This is a genomic window from Vibrio barjaei, assembly GCF_001639065.2.
Lineage (GTDB): Bacteria > Pseudomonadota > Gammaproteobacteria > Enterobacterales > Vibrionaceae > Vibrio > Vibrio barjaei.
The window spans coordinates 211,675-232,146 of the sequence record NZ_LQXO02000033.1; the positions used below are offsets into that span (position 1 = coordinate 211,675).

At 43.4% G+C, this 20,472-nt stretch carries 17 protein-coding genes; 6 read left to right on the forward strand and 11 right to left on the reverse strand.

Translation table 11 applies throughout. The annotated features are described in order from the left end of the window. Positions 1 to 2: 2 nt before the first annotated feature. Complete coding sequence (nirB, locus tag AWH66_RS15970; protein WP_063606303.1) at positions 3 to 2,561, reverse strand: nitrite reductase large subunit NirB; 2,559 nt, start codon at positions 2,559 to 2,561, stop codon at positions 3 to 5. Positions 2,562 to 2,987: 426 nt separating this feature from the next. Here nirB and AWH66_RS25960 point away from each other — a divergent pair, with 426 nt between their 5' ends. Both AWH66_RS25960 and AWH66_RS15975 read left to right on the forward strand, forming a co-directional pair. Beyond that, positions 2,988 to 3,158: a hypothetical protein gene (locus AWH66_RS25960; RefSeq protein WP_167360964.1), complete on the forward strand. Its 171-nt coding sequence runs from the start codon at positions 2,988 to 2,990 to the stop codon at positions 3,156 to 3,158. Beyond that, a complete protein-coding gene (locus AWH66_RS15975; RefSeq protein ID WP_063606304.1) occupies positions 3,145 to 5,355 on the forward strand; it encodes a hypothetical protein in 2,211 nt (736 codons plus the stop codon). Before AWH66_RS25960 ends, AWH66_RS15975 begins: the two co-directional genes overlap by 14 nt. 30 nt (positions 5,356 to 5,385) lie before the next feature. On the opposite strand, the gene AWH66_RS15980 is transcribed toward AWH66_RS15975, so the two are convergent. Further along, positions 5,386 to 6,006: a LysE family translocator gene (locus tag AWH66_RS15980; protein WP_063606305.1), complete on the reverse strand. Its 621-nt coding sequence runs from the start codon at positions 6,004 to 6,006 to the stop codon at positions 5,386 to 5,388. Positions 6,007 to 6,288: 282 nt separating this feature from the next. On the opposite strand from AWH66_RS15980, the gene AWH66_RS15985 reads away from it, so the two are divergent. Beyond that, complete coding sequence (locus AWH66_RS15985; RefSeq protein WP_063606306.1) at positions 6,289 to 7,371, forward strand: TRAP transporter substrate-binding protein; 1,083 nt, start codon at positions 6,289 to 6,291, stop codon at positions 7,369 to 7,371. Between the two features lie 51 nt (positions 7,372 to 7,422). On the opposite strand, the gene AWH66_RS15990 is transcribed toward AWH66_RS15985, so the two are convergent. From AWH66_RS15990 to AWH66_RS16025, 9 genes are all read right to left on the reverse strand, one after another. Then, complete coding sequence (locus tag AWH66_RS15990) at positions 7,423 to 7,971, reverse strand: DUF3124 domain-containing protein (protein WP_063606307.1); 549 nt, start codon at positions 7,969 to 7,971, stop codon at positions 7,423 to 7,425. Between the two features lie 176 nt (positions 7,972 to 8,147). After that, positions 8,148 to 10,232: a transporter substrate-binding domain-containing diguanylate cyclase gene (locus AWH66_RS15995; RefSeq protein ID WP_143081523.1), complete on the reverse strand. Its 2,085-nt coding sequence runs from the start codon at positions 10,230 to 10,232 to the stop codon at positions 8,148 to 8,150. A 270-nt stretch (positions 10,233 to 10,502) separates the two neighbouring features. Beyond that, on the reverse strand, positions 10,503 to 11,711 hold the full coding sequence (emrD, locus tag AWH66_RS16000; protein ID WP_063606309.1) for a multidrug efflux MFS transporter EmrD: 1,209 nt from the start codon (positions 11,709 to 11,711) through the stop codon (positions 10,503 to 10,505). Positions 11,712 to 11,903: 192 nt separating this feature from the next. After that, positions 11,904 to 13,577 (reverse strand): mechanosensitive ion channel domain-containing protein, encoded by a 1,674-nt coding sequence (locus tag AWH66_RS16005; RefSeq protein WP_063606310.1) that lies wholly within the window; start codon positions 13,575 to 13,577, stop codon positions 11,904 to 11,906. Positions 13,578 to 13,606: 29 nt separating this feature from the next. Next, positions 13,607 to 13,771, reverse strand: coding sequence for a hypothetical protein (locus AWH66_RS25965; RefSeq protein WP_167360965.1), 165 nt, complete (start codon positions 13,769 to 13,771; stop codon positions 13,607 to 13,609). A 263-nt stretch (positions 13,772 to 14,034) separates the two neighbouring features. Then, positions 14,035 to 14,391 (reverse strand): ribosome hibernation-promoting factor, HPF/YfiA family, encoded by a 357-nt coding sequence (hpf, locus tag AWH66_RS16010; RefSeq protein ID WP_063606311.1) that lies wholly within the window; start codon positions 14,389 to 14,391, stop codon positions 14,035 to 14,037. A gap of 95 nt (positions 14,392 to 14,486) precedes the next feature. Beyond that, the gene (locus AWH66_RS16015) at positions 14,487 to 15,767 is read right to left on the reverse strand and encodes an MATE family efflux transporter (protein ID WP_063606402.1); all 1,281 of its coding nucleotides are present in this window, start codon (positions 15,765 to 15,767) and stop codon (positions 14,487 to 14,489) included. Positions 15,768 to 15,960: 193 nt separating this feature from the next. Further along, complete coding sequence (locus AWH66_RS16020; RefSeq protein WP_063606312.1) at positions 15,961 to 17,877, reverse strand: monovalent cation:proton antiporter-2 (CPA2) family protein; 1,917 nt, start codon at positions 17,875 to 17,877, stop codon at positions 15,961 to 15,963. Continuing rightward, positions 17,874 to 18,512 (reverse strand): NAD(P)H-dependent oxidoreductase, encoded by a 639-nt coding sequence (locus tag AWH66_RS16025; protein ID WP_063606313.1) that lies wholly within the window; start codon positions 18,510 to 18,512, stop codon positions 17,874 to 17,876. Before AWH66_RS16025 ends, AWH66_RS16020 begins: the two co-directional genes overlap by 4 nt. 164 nt (positions 18,513 to 18,676) lie before the next feature. On the opposite strand from AWH66_RS16025, the gene AWH66_RS16030 reads away from it, so the two are divergent. From AWH66_RS16030 to AWH66_RS16040, 3 genes are all read left to right on the forward strand, one after another. Beyond that, positions 18,677 to 19,165, forward strand: coding sequence for a GNAT family N-acetyltransferase (locus AWH66_RS16030; protein ID WP_063606314.1), 489 nt, complete (start codon positions 18,677 to 18,679; stop codon positions 19,163 to 19,165). Continuing rightward, positions 19,146 to 19,625 (forward strand): GNAT family N-acetyltransferase, encoded by a 480-nt coding sequence (locus tag AWH66_RS16035; protein ID WP_083400050.1) that lies wholly within the window; start codon positions 19,146 to 19,148, stop codon positions 19,623 to 19,625. Before AWH66_RS16030 ends, AWH66_RS16035 begins: the two co-directional genes overlap by 20 nt. 66 nt (positions 19,626 to 19,691) lie before the next feature. After that, positions 19,692 to 20,387 (forward strand): class I SAM-dependent DNA methyltransferase, encoded by a 696-nt coding sequence (locus tag AWH66_RS16040; protein ID WP_063606315.1) that lies wholly within the window; start codon positions 19,692 to 19,694, stop codon positions 20,385 to 20,387. The last annotated feature ends 85 nt before the right edge of the window (positions 20,388 to 20,472 follow it).

The window sequence follows — 20,472 nt, forward strand, 5'->3', positions numbered from 1 at the left end:
GATTACTTCTCCAACTCAACGTGTAGGATGTCACCCTTAGCTTCAGGGTGCTTCTCTGTAAATGTCGCTGGACGGTGTTGCTCACGCTCTTGAACGAAAACCACATTGTCATCGCGAAGATCGCTGTTGATGAAGTGAGAGAAGCGTTTAAGCTGAGACTCATCTTCAATCGTGTTCTTCCATTCGCAGCTGTAATCACCCACTAGACGTTGCACATCGGCTTCTAGCTGTTCGTTGATTCCAAGTTTGTTATCAACGATCACTTCACGTAGATAGTCGACGCCACCTTCCATGTTTTCCATCCAAACTGAGGTACGTTGTAGCGGCGCTGCAGTACGGATATAGAACATCATGAAACGGTCGATGTATTGAATTAGCGTTGCCTCGTCTAGGTCAGAAGCAAGTAGGTCTGCGTGACGTGGTTTCATACCACCGTTACCACATACATACATGTTCCAGCCAGCATCTGTCGCGATAATTCCTAAGTCTTTACCTTGAGCTTCAGCACACTCACGAGTGCAGCCTGAAACGCCAAACTTCATCTTATGCGGAGTACGAATACCTTTGTAACGGTTCTCGATGCGTGACCCCAGACCAACAGAATCCTGAACACCATAACGACACCATGTTGAACCCACGCAGGTCTTCGCCATGCGAAGTGCTTTTGCATACGCTTGACCAGTCTCGTAGCCAGCCTCAATCAGTTTTTTCCAGATAGCAGGAAGATCGTCTTTTTGCGCACCAAACAGACCGATGCGCTGGGCGCCAGTGACTTTGGTGTATAGGTTGTACTCTGCTGCTACTTCAGCAAGCACTTTTAGTGCTTCAGGAGTAACTTCACCACCCGCCATACGAGGAATGACAGAGTAAGTACCGTCTTTTTGAATATTACCGAGGAAGTTGTCGTTGGTATCGTGCAGTTTCACAAGCTCAGGCTTAAGAATATGCTCGCCCCAGCAAGACGCTAAAATAGAGCCTGCAAGTGGTTTACACACTTCACAGCCGTAACCTTTACCATGTTTCTCAAGCAGTTCTTCGAACGTCTTGATCTCTTCGATACGAATTAAGTGGAACAATTCTTGGCGAGAGTAAGCAAAGTGTTCACATACGTCGTTTTTAACTTCGATGCCTGATTTTGCTAGTTCAGCGTTTAGGACAGAGGTAACAAGAGGGATACAACCGCCACAGCCAGTACCTGCACCAGTCACTGCTTTAATATCGCCAATCGTGTGGTGACCGTCAGCAACGGCTTGTGCGATCTTGCCCTTAGTAACATCGAAACAAGAACAGATAACCGCTGACTCAGGTAGAGAATCTGCACCGAGTGTCGGCTTTTCAGCTCCGGCATGCGCGGGCAGAATCAAAGTATCAGGGTGCTCTGGAAGTTCGATGTCATTGAGCTTAAGTTGAAGTAGATCGCCGTAATCAGACGTATCGCCAACCATTACTGCGCCAAGTAACTTCTTGCCGTCTTCAGAAACAATCAGACGCTTGTAAACTTCTTGTTCTTCGTTTTGGTATACGAAGCTCTTACAACCAGGGGTACGGCCGTTTGCATCGCCAATAGAGCCCACTTTCACGCCAAGTAGTTTTAACTTAGCGCTCATGTCTGCGCCTTCAAACTGGCTGTCGTTACCTACTAGGTGGTCAACCGCAACCGTCGCCATTTTATAACCAGGAGCAACTAGACCATAGAAAGTACGGTTCCATGAAGCGCACTCACCAATAGCATAGATATCTTGGTCAGTAGTTTGAGCGAAGTTGTTAATTTCGATACCGCCACGAGGTGCAACACCCAAGCCCATCTGACGAGCAAGCTTGTCTTGTGGACGGATACCAGCAGAGAATACGATGAAATCCACTTCAAGGTCAGTGCCGTCAGCAAACACCATAGTGTTGCGCGCTTCATTACCCTCAGCTTTGATTTCAAGCGTATTTTTACTTGTATGAACTTGAACGCCCATGCGCTCAATCTTGTTGCGAAGTTGCAAACCGCCTTGAAGGTCTAACTGTTCCGCCATTAATACTGGAGCGAATTCCACAACGTGTGTTTCGACGCCCAGTGCTTTAAGTGCCCCGGCTGCTTCTAAACCTAGTAGACCGCCACCAACAACAACGCCTCGTTTACTCTTTTTCGCCGTTGCTTCAATAGCTTTAAGGTCTTCGATAGTACGATAAACAAAACAGTCTTTGCTCTCGTTACCTTTAATAGGTGGTACAAATGGGTAGGAACCTGTTGCGAGAATAAGCTTGTCGTACTTAATTTCACGACCAGTACTTGAATAAACGATTTTGTTTTCGCGGTTAACGTTGATTGCGCGCTCACCAATAAGAACATTGATGCCGTGCTTCTCATAGAAACCTTCTTTAACTAGGGAAAGTTCGTCTGCAGTGTGGTGTGAAAAGTAAGAGGAGAGGTGGACACGGTCATACGCGACACGTGGTTCTTCGCAGAAAACGGTGACTTCATAGTTGGCCATATCAGTTTTCTCGACTAAGTCCTCGAGATAACGATGACCAACCATGCCGTTTCCTATCACGACAAGCTTCATCTTGCTCATATTAATACCTAAGTGTTAGTTCTTCGAATCTTCGCGCATTGTTAAATGTGAAAGAAAATTAAAACATGATGTAAATCAATTACACTTTTAAACTACTCTAAAGGGGTAGGTCGGGTGATTAACTAATCAACAAGTTAATAGTAGAAGAGGCTATTTATAGGAGAAAAGAATAGCAATCGTTTTGCAACAGGGGAGAGCGCACGTTAGTATAGGTTTATTTGTAATACAATAGTGCTGTTTTTACATATTCTGTAATTTACCTACATAAACCATGAAAACTGTATGGTTTATAAGCAAATGCCATATCTATATGGAATTTTGTTCTATAAACTTATGTTCACATTATCCTAGGGTATTTATAACCACATTATAAATAAGGTTAGTTGGCGGGAATTACGTTCGTAATTTGAATTACAAGGAGGAGATATGAAACGACTTCATATCCAAGCAGTAATCGCTACCTTTGTCCTAGGACTACTCTTCGGTTGTAATGGAAGTGGAGGAGACTCCAGCTCAGGTAATCAGACTCAAACCATTCCGACATCTCAGCTTTCGCTGCCTGAACAATTGGAGGTAGTGACCAATGAAAACGATTAAACTAATCCCCCTTGTATTGGCGATAGCCCCTCTCACTATTCAAGCCGAATACAATGACGCGGGCACAGATTATACGCTCGCAGAGCAGCGTACACATGTCTGGAATGAAGCATTGGAACCCATTGAACTCGTGAACAGCATCCTGTGCTTTACGGCGCAGTTCAACAGTGTTGAGTTTGCTAACCAAGGCCCTTATTTGGTGTTAGCTGATGAATCGCTGTGTTTTGATGAAGATAAATCCGGTGATAGCGGACAATCATCAGGCGCGAGTAATCAAACCCAGTTAATGAAGGCGGTAAGTACGGTGGTTCGAGAGTCTGACTCAGACCCTCTACTCGTCAGTGTTTGGCTTCCAGATATGGGACAAAGTGACGAAGGGGAACAAGCGATCAAGTTCAAAGCGGAAATCCGCAATGGCGCTACTGATGCCAACCCCTTTGGAGACTTCACCTTTAACTTTGACTTCTTTGATAACTTCGACCAAAACAATCAATCAGGAGGAGGTGAAGTCAAAACGATTTCCGATCTTGATGGACAAATTGGTTTCACGCTTTATGAGCAGGGTAGCCATGGCGGTAATGAAAGCTACAAACAATGTGCCAGTGTTGTCATGTCAGAAGATAGAACCTCGGGTGTTGCGTTAACGGGGATGGAATACTCAGGTCAATATGGTAGTGGAGGACAGACGTTTGCACTTGCGTTCAATGAAAATCGTGTATTGGTTCAGAGTACCAATGGCGGTTTTGATGATTTGCCCTATAAGTCGGGAGACTTTGCAACTGGCTCTCAATGTCTGAGTCGCACAGAATTTACATCACACGTACATCGATATGACCTATTTGATTCAGCGACAGGGGCCGCTGTCGAACTCAATAGTGGTTTTCCTATTCGCTATGATTCTACGGATAATGGAAATAACGATAGCTATGGATTTATAGGTTACTGGGGGCTTTGGACCGAAAGCGGCCATCAGTTCAGTAATGGTGACACCGTAGTGAAAGATAACGACGAACAGCAGGAAACTCTGACTATCGTTACAGCGCCAGGTCGTTTAATAAAGAACACAGTGAACTCGTTAGCGCTCACTGAATTATCAGGGATCGACTTTAACTATTGGGATGATGATGTCTATCAGGACAATTCTTTCGATCAGTGGGTCGTGAACTATAGCAACCAACAGTTCGTTAAAGTTGGTAAGTTGTCCTGGACGGATAATGGTCCGAGTGTGACGCAGTTAGAGACACCAATCGTGATATCGCTTAGCGATTACGACAGTCTATATATGTATTCTGAGCAGCTCGGCGGAGAGGTGAAGTATCTCAACGGAGAGGATAGCATAACTTACTATGTTCAAACCTTTATTGATGGGTCACAAAGCGGTGATGCTGCACTACCTAACAACGGCACCATTACGCTAACTTGTTACGATAATTGCCCTATAGGCACCATTGATGACCAACATATCGCCCAGTACTGGGGAGAGAATAGCCCATTTGAAACTGTACATGGCACTGCTTATCAATTTACGTTCTCGATTGATGGTGTTAACGCACTGACGCTCGTTAGCGTAACCAGTGGCGAAGCGGTTCATTTCGATTCGTCTGTTACCTCATCAAGTCTTGAATCTACACCTCACCATTGGGGATTGAGAACAGGACCAATGGTTCTATCGTCGCAGTCTATTTCTAATCCATGGGAAATCTACGATCCTAACGTTGTGCAAGAATTTTATGTGTGGGAAACAGGGGTCAATGAGTGGAATCGATTGACTACAGTGCGTGATGAATCGGGGGATATCGTCAGTTTCGACCGCCCAATTCAGTTTAGTTATGTTCATACTACTAACAATGATCGAAATGGTGATGCTGGTAACTATGCGAACCAAACCTTTATGCTTAATTATGGAGGGAATGGTGATCTGTGGGGTATTCCAAGCATCAAAAATAACGAAGATGACCACTACCGTGCTGCCTTTTCAATCGGTGATGGTGTAGTTATGGGAGGAAGCAGTCAATACGTTATAAAGGCTCGTGAAATTGAAGAGTTGATGAAACCTTTGGCAACGTCTGAGTGCAACGCATTAACCTTGCAAGACCCTGCCGTTGCGGTACCAACTTCTGTCACGGGTAGTGCCGATATCGGTAGTATGCCTGAGGTGACAGGAGAGCCTTCAGTGATTGCAGGTGTAACGCAATAAAATAAATGGGCTCCAAATCGGAGCCCATTTTTATCCAATAAACAACCAAACCCCAACGCCACACATGAGTGTTCCCGCAATGCGGTTCATGGTCCGTACGTTGTTTGCATTACCCAATGTTCGTTTCAATCCTTTTCCGCCAGTCGCGTAGATCGTCATACAAACAAACTCACTGACCAAAATAATTCCGAGCATGATCGATACTTGTCCAAACATTGGCTTTGACTGGTCGATAAATGGGGGAAGCAGCGAAATCATAAATGCCCAACCTTTGGGATTGGCAATAGCGGTAACAAAGCCTTGAACGACTAGATCCCAATCTTTGTGCTCGGTTTGTTGTTCAACGTCAGAAGTGATGGCTAGTTTGCCGCGTGAACGCCACATTTGGATACCAAGGTAGAACAGATAAGTCGCGCCGATGGCTTTAAAGACAGTGAATACTTCTGGGTATTTCAACATGACGGCAGCGATACCTAAGATAGCGGCAAGAGAGACGGCGGCAACACCGAGCAACTCACCGACCATCATCCACAGCGTACGTCGGTAGCCAATACTCATGCCCATTGTAAGAGCCAGTGTCATGCACATACCTGGCGTAATGGAAACAAAGAAAAAAGTGGGGATGAATATTGAGAGCGTTGCCCAGTCCATAGTGATGCTTTTTAGAATATTTAACAATTTAGCTATTAATAACAGAGATTTCGTGACAGAACTATCAATTTGTTAAACAGAATGGAATATTTTGGGCTAGAGAAAGGTTGGAGTTAAATAGAGTCGTTAGGTAACGTGAAGGATAAAATTTGGATATATGGTTAAATATTAGACGTATTGACCACTAAAGCCAAAGGCACCTAAATCATAACACTTTGACATACATAATGTTTACATCCATTGTTGTTGAGCTATCCAATAACGTACATAGGAATCTAAGAAATGGAATTCAAAAAAACCATTCGTCGACTGAGTACTATCGTCATTGCATCTCTCACTGCTGTGGCAACCTTTCAAGTGCAAGCTGACGATAAAGTTTACCGCTTAAAACTGGCAGAAACCTGGGGGCCTAATACGCCAATTCTGGGTGATGCGAGCAAGAATATGGCGAAGTTAGCCAAAGAAATGTCGAATGGACGCTTGATCATTCGAATCGACTCAGCCAACAAACACAAAGCACCTTTAGGTGTGTTTGATATGGTTAAGTCGGGTCAATATGACCTTGGTCATTCAAGTTCATACTACTGGAAAGGTAAGGTACCTAATACGCTGTATTTCTCATCGATGCCATTTGGTATGACAACGATGGAGCAGTATTCGTGGTTCTACCATGGAGATGGTCTTGAACTCATGCAACAAGTTTATGCGCCGCACAACCTACTGTCTTTTCCAGGCGGTAATTCAGATATTCAAATGGGAGGTTGGTTTAAAAAAGAGATCAACACCGTTGAAGATCTGCAAGGGTTGAAGATGCGTATCCCTGGGTTTGCAGGTGAGGTGTTAGCGAAAGTTGGCGCGAAACCAACCAACATCGCGCCGGGCGAACTGTATACCTCATTAGAGCGAGGAACAATTGACGCATTAGAGTGGGTAGGGCCTGCCTTTGATCTACGAATGGGTTTTCAAAAAATCGCACCTTATTACTACACAGCATGGCATGAGCCAGGCTCTGAGACTCAATTCTTAGTCAACAAGAAAGTGTGGGAATCTCTGCCAGCAGATCTCCAAATCATTTTAGAAACTTCGTTCCGCGTTGCGGCGTTTGATATGTATACCCAAGCTTTGCATGAGAACGCGAACAGTTGGTCTAAGATGAGTTCAGAGTATCCGAATATTAAAGTCCGTTCTTTCCCGCCAGAAGTAATCAATGCTCTAAAAGCAGCAAATGAGGAACTGCTTCAGCAACAGGCGGCTAACGATAAATTGGCGAAAGAGATTCTTGATTCACAAGCCAATTATCTAGTGAAGATGCGCGAATGGACGAACATCTCACTTCAAGCTTATCTAAACGAACAGGCCAACTAGTTACAGTGGTTTGATTGAAAGAAAACACCCCGCAGTATGCGGGGTGTTTTTTTATAGCGGAGCTCGACTAGTGAATGAAATATCCTTTCCATGGCCAGAGCCAATCATGACCGCTTCAAAAATAGGGGCTGACGCTTGGTTTGGATTCGACCATTCGATTAAGAAATTGGCCCCTGCGCCTCCACTGACTTCTCGTTTCTCAACCAAGTATTCAGAACTGGACATCGCCTCAAGCTTGTACCCTTCAGAGACAAACTGACGAACAAGTTGGCCGTTGGTGTCATAGTAATTGATGCTATGGATGTTAATACTTGAGCTAGGGTCAGTATTACGTACAACCAAGGTGCTTTCCAACAATACAGCTTTACCACCATCGGTATAAATGTGCGAATAAACAGGGACATAGGAACGCACGGTATCACCAACGCTACCATTTGTTGCTTTAAGGGAAGTTCTTTCGATTTGTTGCGCCTGATGGCTAAGCTTCTCTTCTATCGTATCAACAGACTTCACTAGAGTACCAAGATAGATAGCGAGTCCGATGACAAGTATGGTTGAGATTATAGACACGAATTGGCTAGCATTTTGTTTTGCAGTCATAAGGTCTCCTGTTATTGTTTATTTCACTTACACTATTATATTCGCAATCTGGTATTAAGTGTTATAAATGACATCAAATCATAAGGTTATGAGTATAGTTTTCTGTTAGTAATTGTGTTTTTAAGGACTTATCTCCTACCAAGATGCATGATGAAATCGAGGTTATGAGGTGTCATTTATCCTTCAGGGACATCACGGTGTGAGCGTTTTTTAGGGTCATGGACGGCAACGAGATCTCGGAGTTTATCCTCGTCAATAATGACACTACGGACCTTGTCATTACGTTTGGCTTCGTACATTGCGAAGTCGGTGTAGATAAGTAACTGCTTTATACTGAGTTCACTGGTGTCTGGCAAGAAAACTCCAACAGAGGCATAAAGCGTCAATACAACCCCAGAGCCGCGTACTATAAATGGATAGCTTTCTAGTTGGTTTAGTATCGAGTTAAGTTCATTAGGGTCGAACTCTGTAATAGCAACGAATTCGTCACCACCAATACGGTAAATTTGACCATCAATGGTTTCTTTTAAGCGTTTGGCGTAGCAACGCAATACTTGGTCACCTACAGTATGACCATAAGTGTCGTTAATGTGTTTAAAGCGATTAAGGTCGATGTAAATCAATCCATGGCCTTTTTCGAGAGCTTGTTTACGGATACGGTTTAAAGCATGGCGATTTTTGAGTTTAGTCAGTGCATCATGATTGGCTCGATGATTGGTAATGTAACCGAAGAAAAACGTCACTAGCACTAGCAGTGCTAACAGCGCATTGATGATATTCAAGCGACGTTTGTCACTCTCTTTTTCATTCAGTTCACGCCAGTTTGCTGGTGGTTGATAACGGCGGTTGATTGAGTTGGCATCGATAAAGTCTAAGGTTCTATTAAACAACTGAGCGAGAATCTCGCCACGCTCAGTTTTAGGAAATCCAAAACTCAATTCAGATTGATAAAAAGGGCGAAAGTAACGGTCTTGAGTCACATTGGTAATATTTTGTTCGTACAACAATGTATCTAAGGTGACTTGGCTGGTAATGGCGTAATCGACTTCTCCGGTATTGAGTCCGCTAATAAGCTTTTTAGTATCACCATAGTAAACAAGAGTTTTGTTGGGTAACGAACGTCGCGTAATGGATGCAAATACATCGTTTTCAACCACTCCAACTTTTTCCGCGAATAATTCGGAGATATGCCGATAGACTTCTTCTTTATAGCCAACGCGTTTGGCAATAACACCATGAATGGAAGCGTAGGGACGGCTGAAGTTAAGTATACGTTGACGGTGTTTTATATCAGCAATAGGGCTAGTAACGTCACGTTCACCTAAAGTGAGCTTCTGTAAAGAGGCTGACCACGTTTCTGTAGGGTCGTAGACCATCCGGCATTTTAGTTGGTTGAGACTGCAAATTTGCTTAGCAAACTCAACCGAAATACCCACAGGTAGTCCATTTGAGTCTGAAAACACATACGGTGGGCGAGGGTTAAGATAAATCTCAATAACAGAGTCAAGGTCTAGTCCACTGGATTTAACTTTATCTCTGAGCTGTTTAATGGCGATTTCGGTAATGTAACTGTCGATGTAACGACGAATTTCTTTTTGGACAGAGTCTTTTGCAATAATGTCACTAAAAAGCGCTAATAGTGGTTTGTTCTGTTGTTTGTTAGTAATAATCGATACAGGTGGAATAGAGACTTGGTCGTTGATCGATGTTGCTTTAAAGCCCGCTGATAAAAAGTTTTCTAATTGTAGGAAAGTACCAATGTAGCCATCAATGTTACCGGCCAATAAGCTCTCATATGCAACTTTATTGTCATTGAACCCCAATACACGTTTATCAGGGTAGTATCTCTGTATTATGTCGTTAAACGCTGTTCCCATTGTCGTTCCAATGACATGCATTTCATCAAACGACTCGCCGTCTCTATTAAATAAATAGGTCGGTTCAATGTTGATGGGTTCCGAGAAGATGAATCGTGAAGCTCGACTCTTGGTGTAGGTAATGTTAGCGACAAAGTCTATTTTGCCGTCTTCAACAGCCTCTAATCGTTCACTAAATACAGGGTAGTCGGCGTATTGAAAAGAAATATTGGATTGTTTTTCAATGGTAGAGAAAATAAAACGGGCGATAAAGTCTTGTTCATGAGCTGCGACAGTATAGGTATCTGACTGAGCTAGAGTAGCGTGCGTGGCTCCTAGTAATATGATCAGAACAACCATGCGAGTGAGCATAGTTTTAAAAGTGAGCACGCAATTCAGTTTCAACTCCAATAACTCCTTCCTTGGGGTGAATCAGAGATACAGACCTAGTTTAATATTAGAAATGTAGAATACAAGGTTAACTGGCTGAATTAAAAATAAAAGCTGGTTTATTTTCGAAAACTGAGAGGGGCGTGTTGCTCTTTGATTGAGTTCAGGATGATGTGAAGAGAGCTGAGATTGATTAAGTGTTCGTTTTGAGAGGGACGTCTGGTGAATGAAGGGGTTAAGCAAAGGCTACCTTAGAAGTGAGATAGCCTTTGTTTCTTCTCTACATCAAACCATTACTGGGTTGTCAGCATTGTCTGGACCATTGTCGCGCTTAGCGATATGCAAGCCCCACATAGCTAACAACGCCATGATCAACATGATTACGCCTAGTGGTAGCTGGCTAGTAGCGGGTATGACAGATGCGCCTAAGGTTGCTAAACCTGCACCAAGGTTTTGCATCCCCCCTAACACAGCACCACCTGTTCCTGCGTGGTTTGGAAAAGGGGTTAAGGCTCCGGTAGTCGCAGCAGGGAATAAAACACCTGCGCCAAGGAAGTAAATGGTAGAGCCTATAGTAAGTGTCCAAGCGTCGGTCGAGCCTTGTAACCCAGGCACAAGCACGACCGCTGCCCCTACTATTATCGAAACTAAACCAAACTTAAACGCTGCGTTGTTGCTATAACGTTTTGCGATGATGGAAGAGAATCCAGCACCGAGTAAATAACCCGGAATTGGTAACACAAACAGGATGCTTACCGTCAGGGCCGAAAGCTTTAGAACGCCACCAAACAACACTCCAGCAGCCGCTTCAAACACGGCAACGCCTGCAAAGGTAGCAACTAGGCAAATGACATAGCCTTGAAAACGCTTATCAGAAAGCACAAATCGATAGTTATCCATCGCTGAACTTTGACTACGTCTCTCAACTGGTAGAGTTTCGACCAATTTAGAAACCATTACTATGACAACAGCAACGGCAAACAGAGTCAAAAACAGGTAGCTAGAGCGCCAACCCATAGTTTCAGTTAACACGCCACCAAGCACGGGCGCGAGCAATGGCGAAAAGATTACGCACATGCTAATGATGCTGTTGGCTCTGTGTAGCTCTTCGCCTGAAAAGCAGTCTCGAGAAAGAGTTCGTGACATAGCACCGCCACTACCAATTCCCGCTCCTTGAATGAAGCTGCCCAGAAGAAAGAGCTCAAAAGAATGGGCGAACAAGCTTATGAGCGCTCCGATTAGATAGATAACAAGGCCAACGATAATAATTGGCTTGCGACCTAATCGATCCGACAGTGGGCCATAGATGAACTGAGACAAACCATAAGGAATCAAGTAGCACGCCATTACTGCCTGTAGCATCGCTGGATTAACGCGGAACTCTTGCGCCATTTGCCCAATTGACGGCACGTACATTGTCTGCGTCATTTGACCAACGGCTGTCAAAATTGCGATTAAAAAGGTCAGCTTAGCTAATGGATATTTGGATGCCATTTCGTTTTTGTCTCGTCTCTGCGTGGTTCGTGCTTTTTGTTGTTCAAATTCGCCACTATGGGCGGTAGGGCGCAGATATTAGAGTTTGAAATAGAATCAATCAATAGAAAAGTGTGATGATAATCACGATAAATATTTTAATTTTTCATAATTAAAACTAATGCGAACTTCGGGTGAAGTTCGCATTAGTGGTTATTTGCTTGCGACCTGCGTGACTAGATCTAATGTAGTATTTTGAGAGAGGTCATGTTGATATACGTGAACGTCTCTTTGTGGGAACGGAATGCTGATCCCATTGCGGTCCAGTTGTTTCTTCACCTCTTCGGTCACTTCCCAATAGACATCCCAATAGTCTTCTGTTCGTACCCAAGGTCGAACAATAAAATCGACAGAGCTTTCATTAAGCGTATGTACATAGATCATCGGCTCGGGAGACTTAAGCACTTTCGGGTGCTGTTGCAAGATATCTGAAAAGACCTGTTTCGCTTGGTCTATATCGTCGCCGTAGCCGATACCAAAGGTCATATCCACACGTCGAGTTTTTTCCGCAGTGATATTATTGATAGTATCGCCCCAAATCTTATTATTCGGAATGACTAACCTTTGATTATCAACAGTACGTATGGTTGTTGATACTAAGCTCATGTGGCTTACTGTTCCTGATATGCCGGCAACCTTGACTAGATCTCCTACATCAAAAGGACGGTAGATGAGTATCATCATGCCTGAAGCGAAGTTAGACAAGGTGTCTTGTAATGCAAAACCAATAATTACACCTGCCACTCCAAAACCAGTCAACAGCGGGCCTAGCTCTATACCAAGCTGTGATAAGGCTATAAGCAGTCCTAGGGCTGTTACTCCTTTTTGTGCCATTGAAACAAAGAAGTCTTGCATCAATACACTAAATTTCATTGTTGAGTGGCTGACGCTCTTTCTTACCGCTTTACCAACAATTTTAGCGAATGAACGTGACAACCAGAGGATGACACCAAAGACGAATATCTTCACAATTAGTGACGGAGTATGCTCCATCGCCCAATCCTTGAAGGCGCCTAACCACTCTTTCATGAGCCCGATGATAACGCTGAAATCGAGTACATCAGTGCTAATATCACCCGTTACTGTAAATAGCAGCTGTTTATACTCTGTAGTATCAACGCCGTAATTTTCCAGCAGGGCAATACTCGATTCTAGGCTAAGAATAAGTAAATTAATCTGACCAGTAATTCGGATGCCATCTTCTTGTAATGCTGCTTTACCTTCTTCTGGAACATAAGCAAGTCGGTCATTAATGTCACTTAGTTGGCTATCTAAGAAAAGAACAGAGTTATATAAAAAGTCAGCACGTTTCTGTAAGTCTTGCTCTAATTGATTTTCCGCTTTTGAAATGTCGATCCCTAATTCAGCGGCCCAAGATAACGTAGTGGATAGATCCGCATAATACTCGTCCATCGCCGTAATACGTTTTTGCATTGCAAACTGAACGGCGTCTTTTTCTGTGTCGCTGGCAACTTTGGATGTATCGGAAAGTCGTTTAAGGTCTTGGTTGTTTGCCGAGAGTAAGCTTTGTAATAGGTGAATTTGTTGTGTGACAAGCTGCTTGTTCTCATCCACCTGATTTGTATGCTTCAACTGTTCTGCAAGTGATTGTCTTAACGCGTCGTTTTTTCGGTCGATAATGCTTTCTTCAAAACGGTTAAGTTCAGCCTGCTTTTGTAATGTATTTATGTCCTGCTGAAGTGCCTTCATCTGCTGGAAGAGTGGGTTCGAATTTGTTATCGATGTTCCTTGGCTATTTGCAGCTAGCGTAACAGGAGAGGCACATCCAATTGCCAATGCTAAAACAAGAGTTATTTTGCTTTTCATTCGCTGTCTCTGGTTGAGTTGATGTTGGATTATCGCTTAGCGATCCATGAGTAGGTCTTTTTAGTAAGCCATACTCCGGCTTTGGTCATCGTTGTGATTAGTGTCAAAAGGAAGGAAGCAATAGATGAGATTAACTCCCCTGTGCCAATCATCAGTTTGTAAGTATCGGTGTGTTGAAATTCTCTATATGTCATATCGTGCCTCCTAAAGCGTTAAGCACATAGTAATGACAACGCATTATTAAATTTGTCATTTTGCGCCACTATGGTTAGAAAGGAGCGAACTTTAGAGAAATGCTCGGCTGAGTTCGATATTGTTAGCAATAAAGCAGATATTTAGATTAGAAAAGTCAGTGTAAGAATTTATGAATGAGAATAAATAAGTTATTGAATTGCAATAAGCCTTCGAGTAAAAGCCGGCTAAGAGCCGGCTTTTTAGGTTGTATTTAAAGGGTAGGCTAAGTGAGTTTCATTTCTTGAATGATGTCTGACGCGATCTCTGGTTTGGTGCTCGTCGGTTTGGCATGCAAGTCAGTTTTTAGTTGTCCTTTTCGGTTTCGCAAACCTGTTTCAAGCTTCTTCAACGCTGCGGAAATGGCTGGGTACATAATATCGTGAGTGGCTTTAGCTGATACTCTCACACCCTCATAATTGGTGAAAACCTCCACTTCGTGTTGGCCATGTTCTTTCTTGATAATGATGTCACAGCTGATCAACTGAGGAAAGTGAGCTGATACTTTGTCAAATTTGTTTTCAATCTCTTGACGAGACTCTTCGCCAATTGAAACGTGGTGGGTCTGAACGTTTATTTTCATTAATTGTACCTCTCCTTTCACTACGTCTTTTAAACGTAGCAAAGGAGGGCTGTTTTGACAAAATTAGTTAGTACAAGTGGAATAGAAATTGAGCCTTATCTAGAAAGGGACTTTTCTAATTGCGTTAGAGAATAACTGTATGTGAACCAAGCGCTTAGACCCGCAAGGACATTTCCGACCAAAGCGCCCCAAAAGAGTCCTTCGATTCCTCCAAACTGTGACCCTAACCACAAGCAAGGCAAGAAGAAGGCAAATAAACGAAGCGCTGAAATGGTCAAAGCAGTTTTTGCTTTGCCAAGCGCATTAGATATAGACACCATTAACATACAGATGCCCAAAGGCCCAAGGCTGAAAGGGACTAAAATAAGATGATAATTGAGGATCTGTTGTACATTGTCTTCACTGGTCATCAGTATTGATAAGTGGCCGGCAAACAAGTAAGTAATAATGGCGACTAAGAGTTGGAACGCAAGAATATAACTTACGGCAAGGTTAACGAGTTTTTTGATATCCGTAAGGTTTTTAGCCCCCAATAGCTTACCAACCATAGGCGGCATAGACATGGTCAACGCTAATACGGTTACAATGGCAAAAAACTCGTAACGAGAGCCCAGTGCCCATGCAGCTACTGCAGCGGTGCCAAATGTTGCGAGTAGTTTAGTAGCCAACATGGAGGAGAGCGGTGGAAGTAACTGACTGACCATCGCGGGCGCCATAATTTTCCAAATCGACTTCAAACTGTTTACAACATTGACATCTTTCCAGTCAAATGATGCCCAGTTCTTGCTGACCACCTTTGGGGCGACAAAAGCGATACCAATACCAAAGGCGACGATCGTGGCTATCGCCGCACCATTGATACCTAAGTCAAAAGTAAAGATAAACAATGGATCGAGAATTAAGTTAATGATACTCGTTGCGACCATCATCATTCCTGGTAGAACCGTATTCCCATTAGCGCGACAGACGCTGTAGTAGAAGTACAGCACCGCACCAACCCAAGAGCTTAGAAGCCAATAAGGCCAATAGCTATCAATTACGGGATAGACGGATTCAGGTGCACTCAGCATGGCGAGGATTGGGTGTCGAATAAGCCAAATGAGTACGCCAATTGCCGCAACACCTAGACTACCGAAAACAAGGATCAATCCGCCTAATTGCTTTGCGTAAGACTCGTCATTGGCCCCCAAAGCGCGAGAAATGATTGCTGTTGTGGCTATACCAAGACCTACTTGGATACCAATAATGACCATTTGCATCGGCAAGGTAAAACCTTGAGCAGCGAGAGGTAGGACGCCTAATTGTCCTATAAAGGCACTATCGACTAATTGAAAGCTCATGAGGGATAACACACCCAGCACCATAGGAAGGGTCATGTTGAACAATTGTTTGGCTAACTGTCTTGAATCTTTATCCACGTTGTTCTCTTTATTTGTGCTGATTTACTTATCATTGTGTTGTTGTGAAAAAGGAGAGACGGGCTAAATGCCCGTCTCTGTTCACATCATAGCTTATGAGTCCATTAGTTACAGGGGACTGAACAAAGCAAAGATCAATGCTACTTACGCTTTATTCCTCTAACTTATCTGCATATCCTTTTGGAGGTGGAGTCCATCCACGCTCGCGAGAATGTTTGTCATTTCGATCGACTTGCATGGCATCCTTTATGAACCCTTCCAATTCGATGAATAAGTCTCGGTAGTTGTTATCGTAGCGTTCTTCACCATCAGCACCGTCCGCCCACGCTTTGTATAGACGGTCGGATTGTTTATCTTCAATCGTCTTATAGATAGATTTCTGCTGTTCAATAAAGAATGGGTGAAAACCAAGGCACTTCATGGTCTTAGCTCCAAGTTCTAAGGCTGAATGGTAGGTTTCAGACTCTATATAATCTGCACCGGCTTGCCTTAGTTGGTAACCGTGCCCTCTGTCGAATGCCCGAGTAAGAATTTTGACGTGAGGGTACGTATGTTTAACATATTTTACAAGCTCAACATTGGTTTCTTGGTTATCAATAGCGATAACAAGTAGTTTCACATCTTCGATTCCTGCAGTATGCAAGATGTCTGGCTTAGACGCGTCACCAAAATAAGCTTTGGTGCCAATTTGGCGCATGTTATCGACTTGTTCAGCACGTACGTCTAGTACCACCGTCTTTACATCATTGGCGACCAAAAGACGATTGACGATTTGCCCAAAGCGGCCAATACCCGCAATCAAGATCGTGCCTCGTTCTTCAACTGTGTCGGCCTCACGGTCATTACTGTCTTTCTCAAATTTAGGCAAGATGACTTTATCAAACAGAATAAACAGACCAGGAGTTAAGAACATAGATAACGCAACAACTAATGATAGCGTTTGCGCAATATCGGTAGGCAGTACATGATTCTGAACTGAGAAACTTAAGAGAACAAAACCGAACTCACCGGCTTGAGCAAGACTCAAGGTAAATAACCATCGGGCACTATCTTTGATTTTGAAAATCATCGCGAGTGCGTACAGCACTGCGGCCTTAAGTAGCATGACACCCAAAGTTAGACCAACAATGACAAAAAAATCGTCAAATAGGATACCAAAGTTAATACCTGCGCCAACGGTAATAAAGAATAGCCCTAAGAGAAGCCCTTTAAAAGGATCGATATTTGACTCCAGTTCATGCCTAAACTCACTGTTTGCCAATACGACACCGGCTAAGAATGTACCAAGGGCAGGAGATAGGCCGACCAAGCTCATCAAGGCTGCAATACCAATAACAAGCATAAGCGCAGTAGCAGTAAAGATCTCTCTCAATCCAGATGATGCGACGAACCTAAACAAAGGTCGACTCAGGAAATGCCCGCCAACGACGACCACTGCAATTGAAGCAGTAATGATTAGGCCATAAGCCCACCCTGAAAGTCCGGCCACCAAGCTTAATTCGTCATGATGCTCAGCAGCCTGGGCCGCGGCACTTTGCGCTTGCTCAACTAGTTCTGGTAAGGCGAGCAAGGGAATGAACGCCAACATTGGAATTACGGCAATGTCTTGAAATAGCAAGACTGAAAATGCACTCTGACCACCTTCTGTTTTCGACAGTCCTTTTTCATTAAAGGTTTGCAGAACAATTGCTGTCGAAGAAAGAGCGAAAATAAGGCCAATAGTCACGGCAATGCTCCAGCTTTGTCCGAGCATTAGCGCTATTCCCATAACCACCGCTGCTGTGCCACCAACTTGAATTCCACCAAGACCGATAAGTTTATGACGCATGCCCCAAAGCATCTTAGGTTCTAGCTCTAGGCCAACCAAGAACAGCATCATAACGACACCAAACTCAGCAAAATGCTGAATGGTAGTAGTTTCTTCGCCCACGAGACCAATAATAGGCCCAATAACCACCCCGGCAATGAGGTAACCAAGTACGGAGCCTAAACCTAAGCGCTTAGCAATAGGTACTGCGATGACGGCGGCTATAAGATAAACAAAAGCCTGGAGAAAGTAACCGGTCATGATGCGTCCTTATCTGATTCGACAGTCTGTTCTTGTGGCCAATAATGGTTAAGTTTTTCGAGAGGTTTTGCTCGTTCGATATCGAATTCGCTGGTAACAAGCAGGTTTAAAAGCGTTTTCCAACGCTCTCTGTGCTCCGGTATACGTCTCTCTTCTTGAGCGGTACGTGAACCAAAAAGGCAGAAAGGCGGTAAATAGGTCATGCCCGTCAAACTGGCAGTCTGTTCTAATGGTTGGAGTAGTTCTCTAATAGTGAAATGGTTGTAGCCATCTGTTTGATAAGCATCTGCCTTACCGCCAGCAGAGATTGCACATAAAAAAGTCTTACCATGCAATGCCGTGCCATCTTGCCCATAGGCAAACCCATACTCTAATACCAAGTCTTGCCATTCTTTAAGGATAGAAGGCGTTGAGTACCAATAGAGAGGGAATTGAAAAATAACAATATCGTGATCAATTAATCGTTGTTGTTCTCTGTCGATATTAATGTTGTAAGTTGGGTACTCATAATACAGATCGACCGCGGTGACTCCTTTAATGGATTGGGCATCTCTAAACATCGGAGCATTGACCTCTGAGCGTCTCTGAGATGGATGTGCGTACAGCACCAGCACTTTGTTATTTTTTTCGGGCATAATGGCTTCCGGATAGCTTCATCTATGAGTTTTAATATCTAGTACACAAAAAGATATTTTTCAATTGGTTACCGTCTAGTAACCTTAACATTGAACCCCGTTAAACATCTTTAGCTTGCTACTATTAATTGCGAGAATTAACGGTCACATAAAGGAGTCTAGATATGCGATTGTCGGTTAGAGCAGCGACGCAAGACGATGCAAATGAGTTATTGGAATTATATCGGCAAACAATTCGCACTGTAAATCGCAATGATTACAATGAGATGCAGATTAGAGCATGGGCTCGTGATGAGTTAGAGACATCCGCTTTCGAAACGTATATTGCTCGATGTAAGCCTTTTGTGGTGACAAACCAAACTCAGATACTGGGTTATAGTGATTTACAAGACGATGGACTGATAGATCATTTCTATTGTCACCATCAATCACAAAGGCAAGGGGTAGGGAGTGTGTTGATGGAGACCATTATGAATAAAGCACGTGAGGCTGATATTCGTAGGCTGTACTCCTATGTAAGCATTACAGCAAAACCGTTCTTCCTTCATTTTGGCTTTAATGTACTGCGACCGAACCAGGCTGACATTCGTGGCGTCGTGTTGGATAACTATCTGATGGAAAAAGTGCTGAAAGATGAATACTTTGATGTTTGAAGTAAAAGAACTTGCCCAAGAGCAGTTACCGCTGGATATTTTGTTACTCGCTGACCCTGAGGAAGCCGCGATTAACGTTTATCGAGGGCGGTGCCATGCCTTTGCCGTGTTTATGCAAGACAGACTGATTGGAGCAACGTTAATAGAAGTTGATCAGGTTAATGGTAAGGCTGAACTGTTCAATATCGCTATCTACCCAGAGTACCATGGCAAAGGATTTGGCGGAGTTCTACTGGACGAAACATTAGCGGAACTAGCGAACCGAGGAATTAGAAGTGTCGAATTGGGGACAGGTACCTTTGGCTATCAACTCTCGTTTTATCAAAAGCACGGCTTTCGAGTAGATAGAGTGATTAAGAACTTCTTTCTTGATAATTATGATGACCCAATTTTCGAACACGGGATTCAACACAAGGACATGTTACGCCTAGTATGGCAAGCAGAGGAGATTGACGAGTAATCGTAGTAGCGGTAGATTGCGCGACCCGAATGTGGAATTAATAGGTTGATAGTAGGGGGTATTTATATGGGTGAAATGTATACAAAGCATGCAGAAAAGTACGCAGATGCGATTGAAAATAACGCGTACAATGGCCTTTATGAGCGTCCTTCAACACTAGCTTTGGTGGGTGAGGTAAACAACAAAGCGGTATTAGACTTAGGGTGTGGTCCTGGTGTTTATGCGCAGCACTTTGTTAATCAAGGTGCGACGGTAACCGCTGTCGATCTCTCAGAACAAATGGTTCAAATTACCAAACAAAAGCTAGGTGACGCTGTCACATGTTATGCGCAAGATCTGTCTGATGGACTTCCTAAAGAAGCCGACGACAGTTATGACTTTGTTGTTTGTCCTTTAATGGTGCACTACCTTGAAGATTTGGTACCGCTTTTTAAAGAAGTAAATCGTGTGCTCAAACAAGGTGGGTTGTTCATCTTCTCTACCCATCATCCACTTGTTGATTTTGAAGATGACGCGTTTAGTAACTATTTTGCAGTAGAGCGTATCACCGAAGATTGGAATACCGTTGGCGAACCCGTAGAGGTTTCATTCTTTAGACGTTCGTTTACTAACTTGTTTGATAGCTTGGCGGAAAGTGGTTTTACTCTTGACAAATTTTCCGAAGGTCAACCTGAACCGGCGATGAAAGAAGTATCACCTGAGACATTTGATAAACTTTCACGTCGTCCAAACTTCATTTTTATTCGCGCAAAAGCGAATTAACCATTGCCGAATATCGGCAAATGGTCATCGTTTCCGGTGTGATTTCTGCTAAAAGGGCAAAAAACGAGTTTTTTTTGCCCAATAA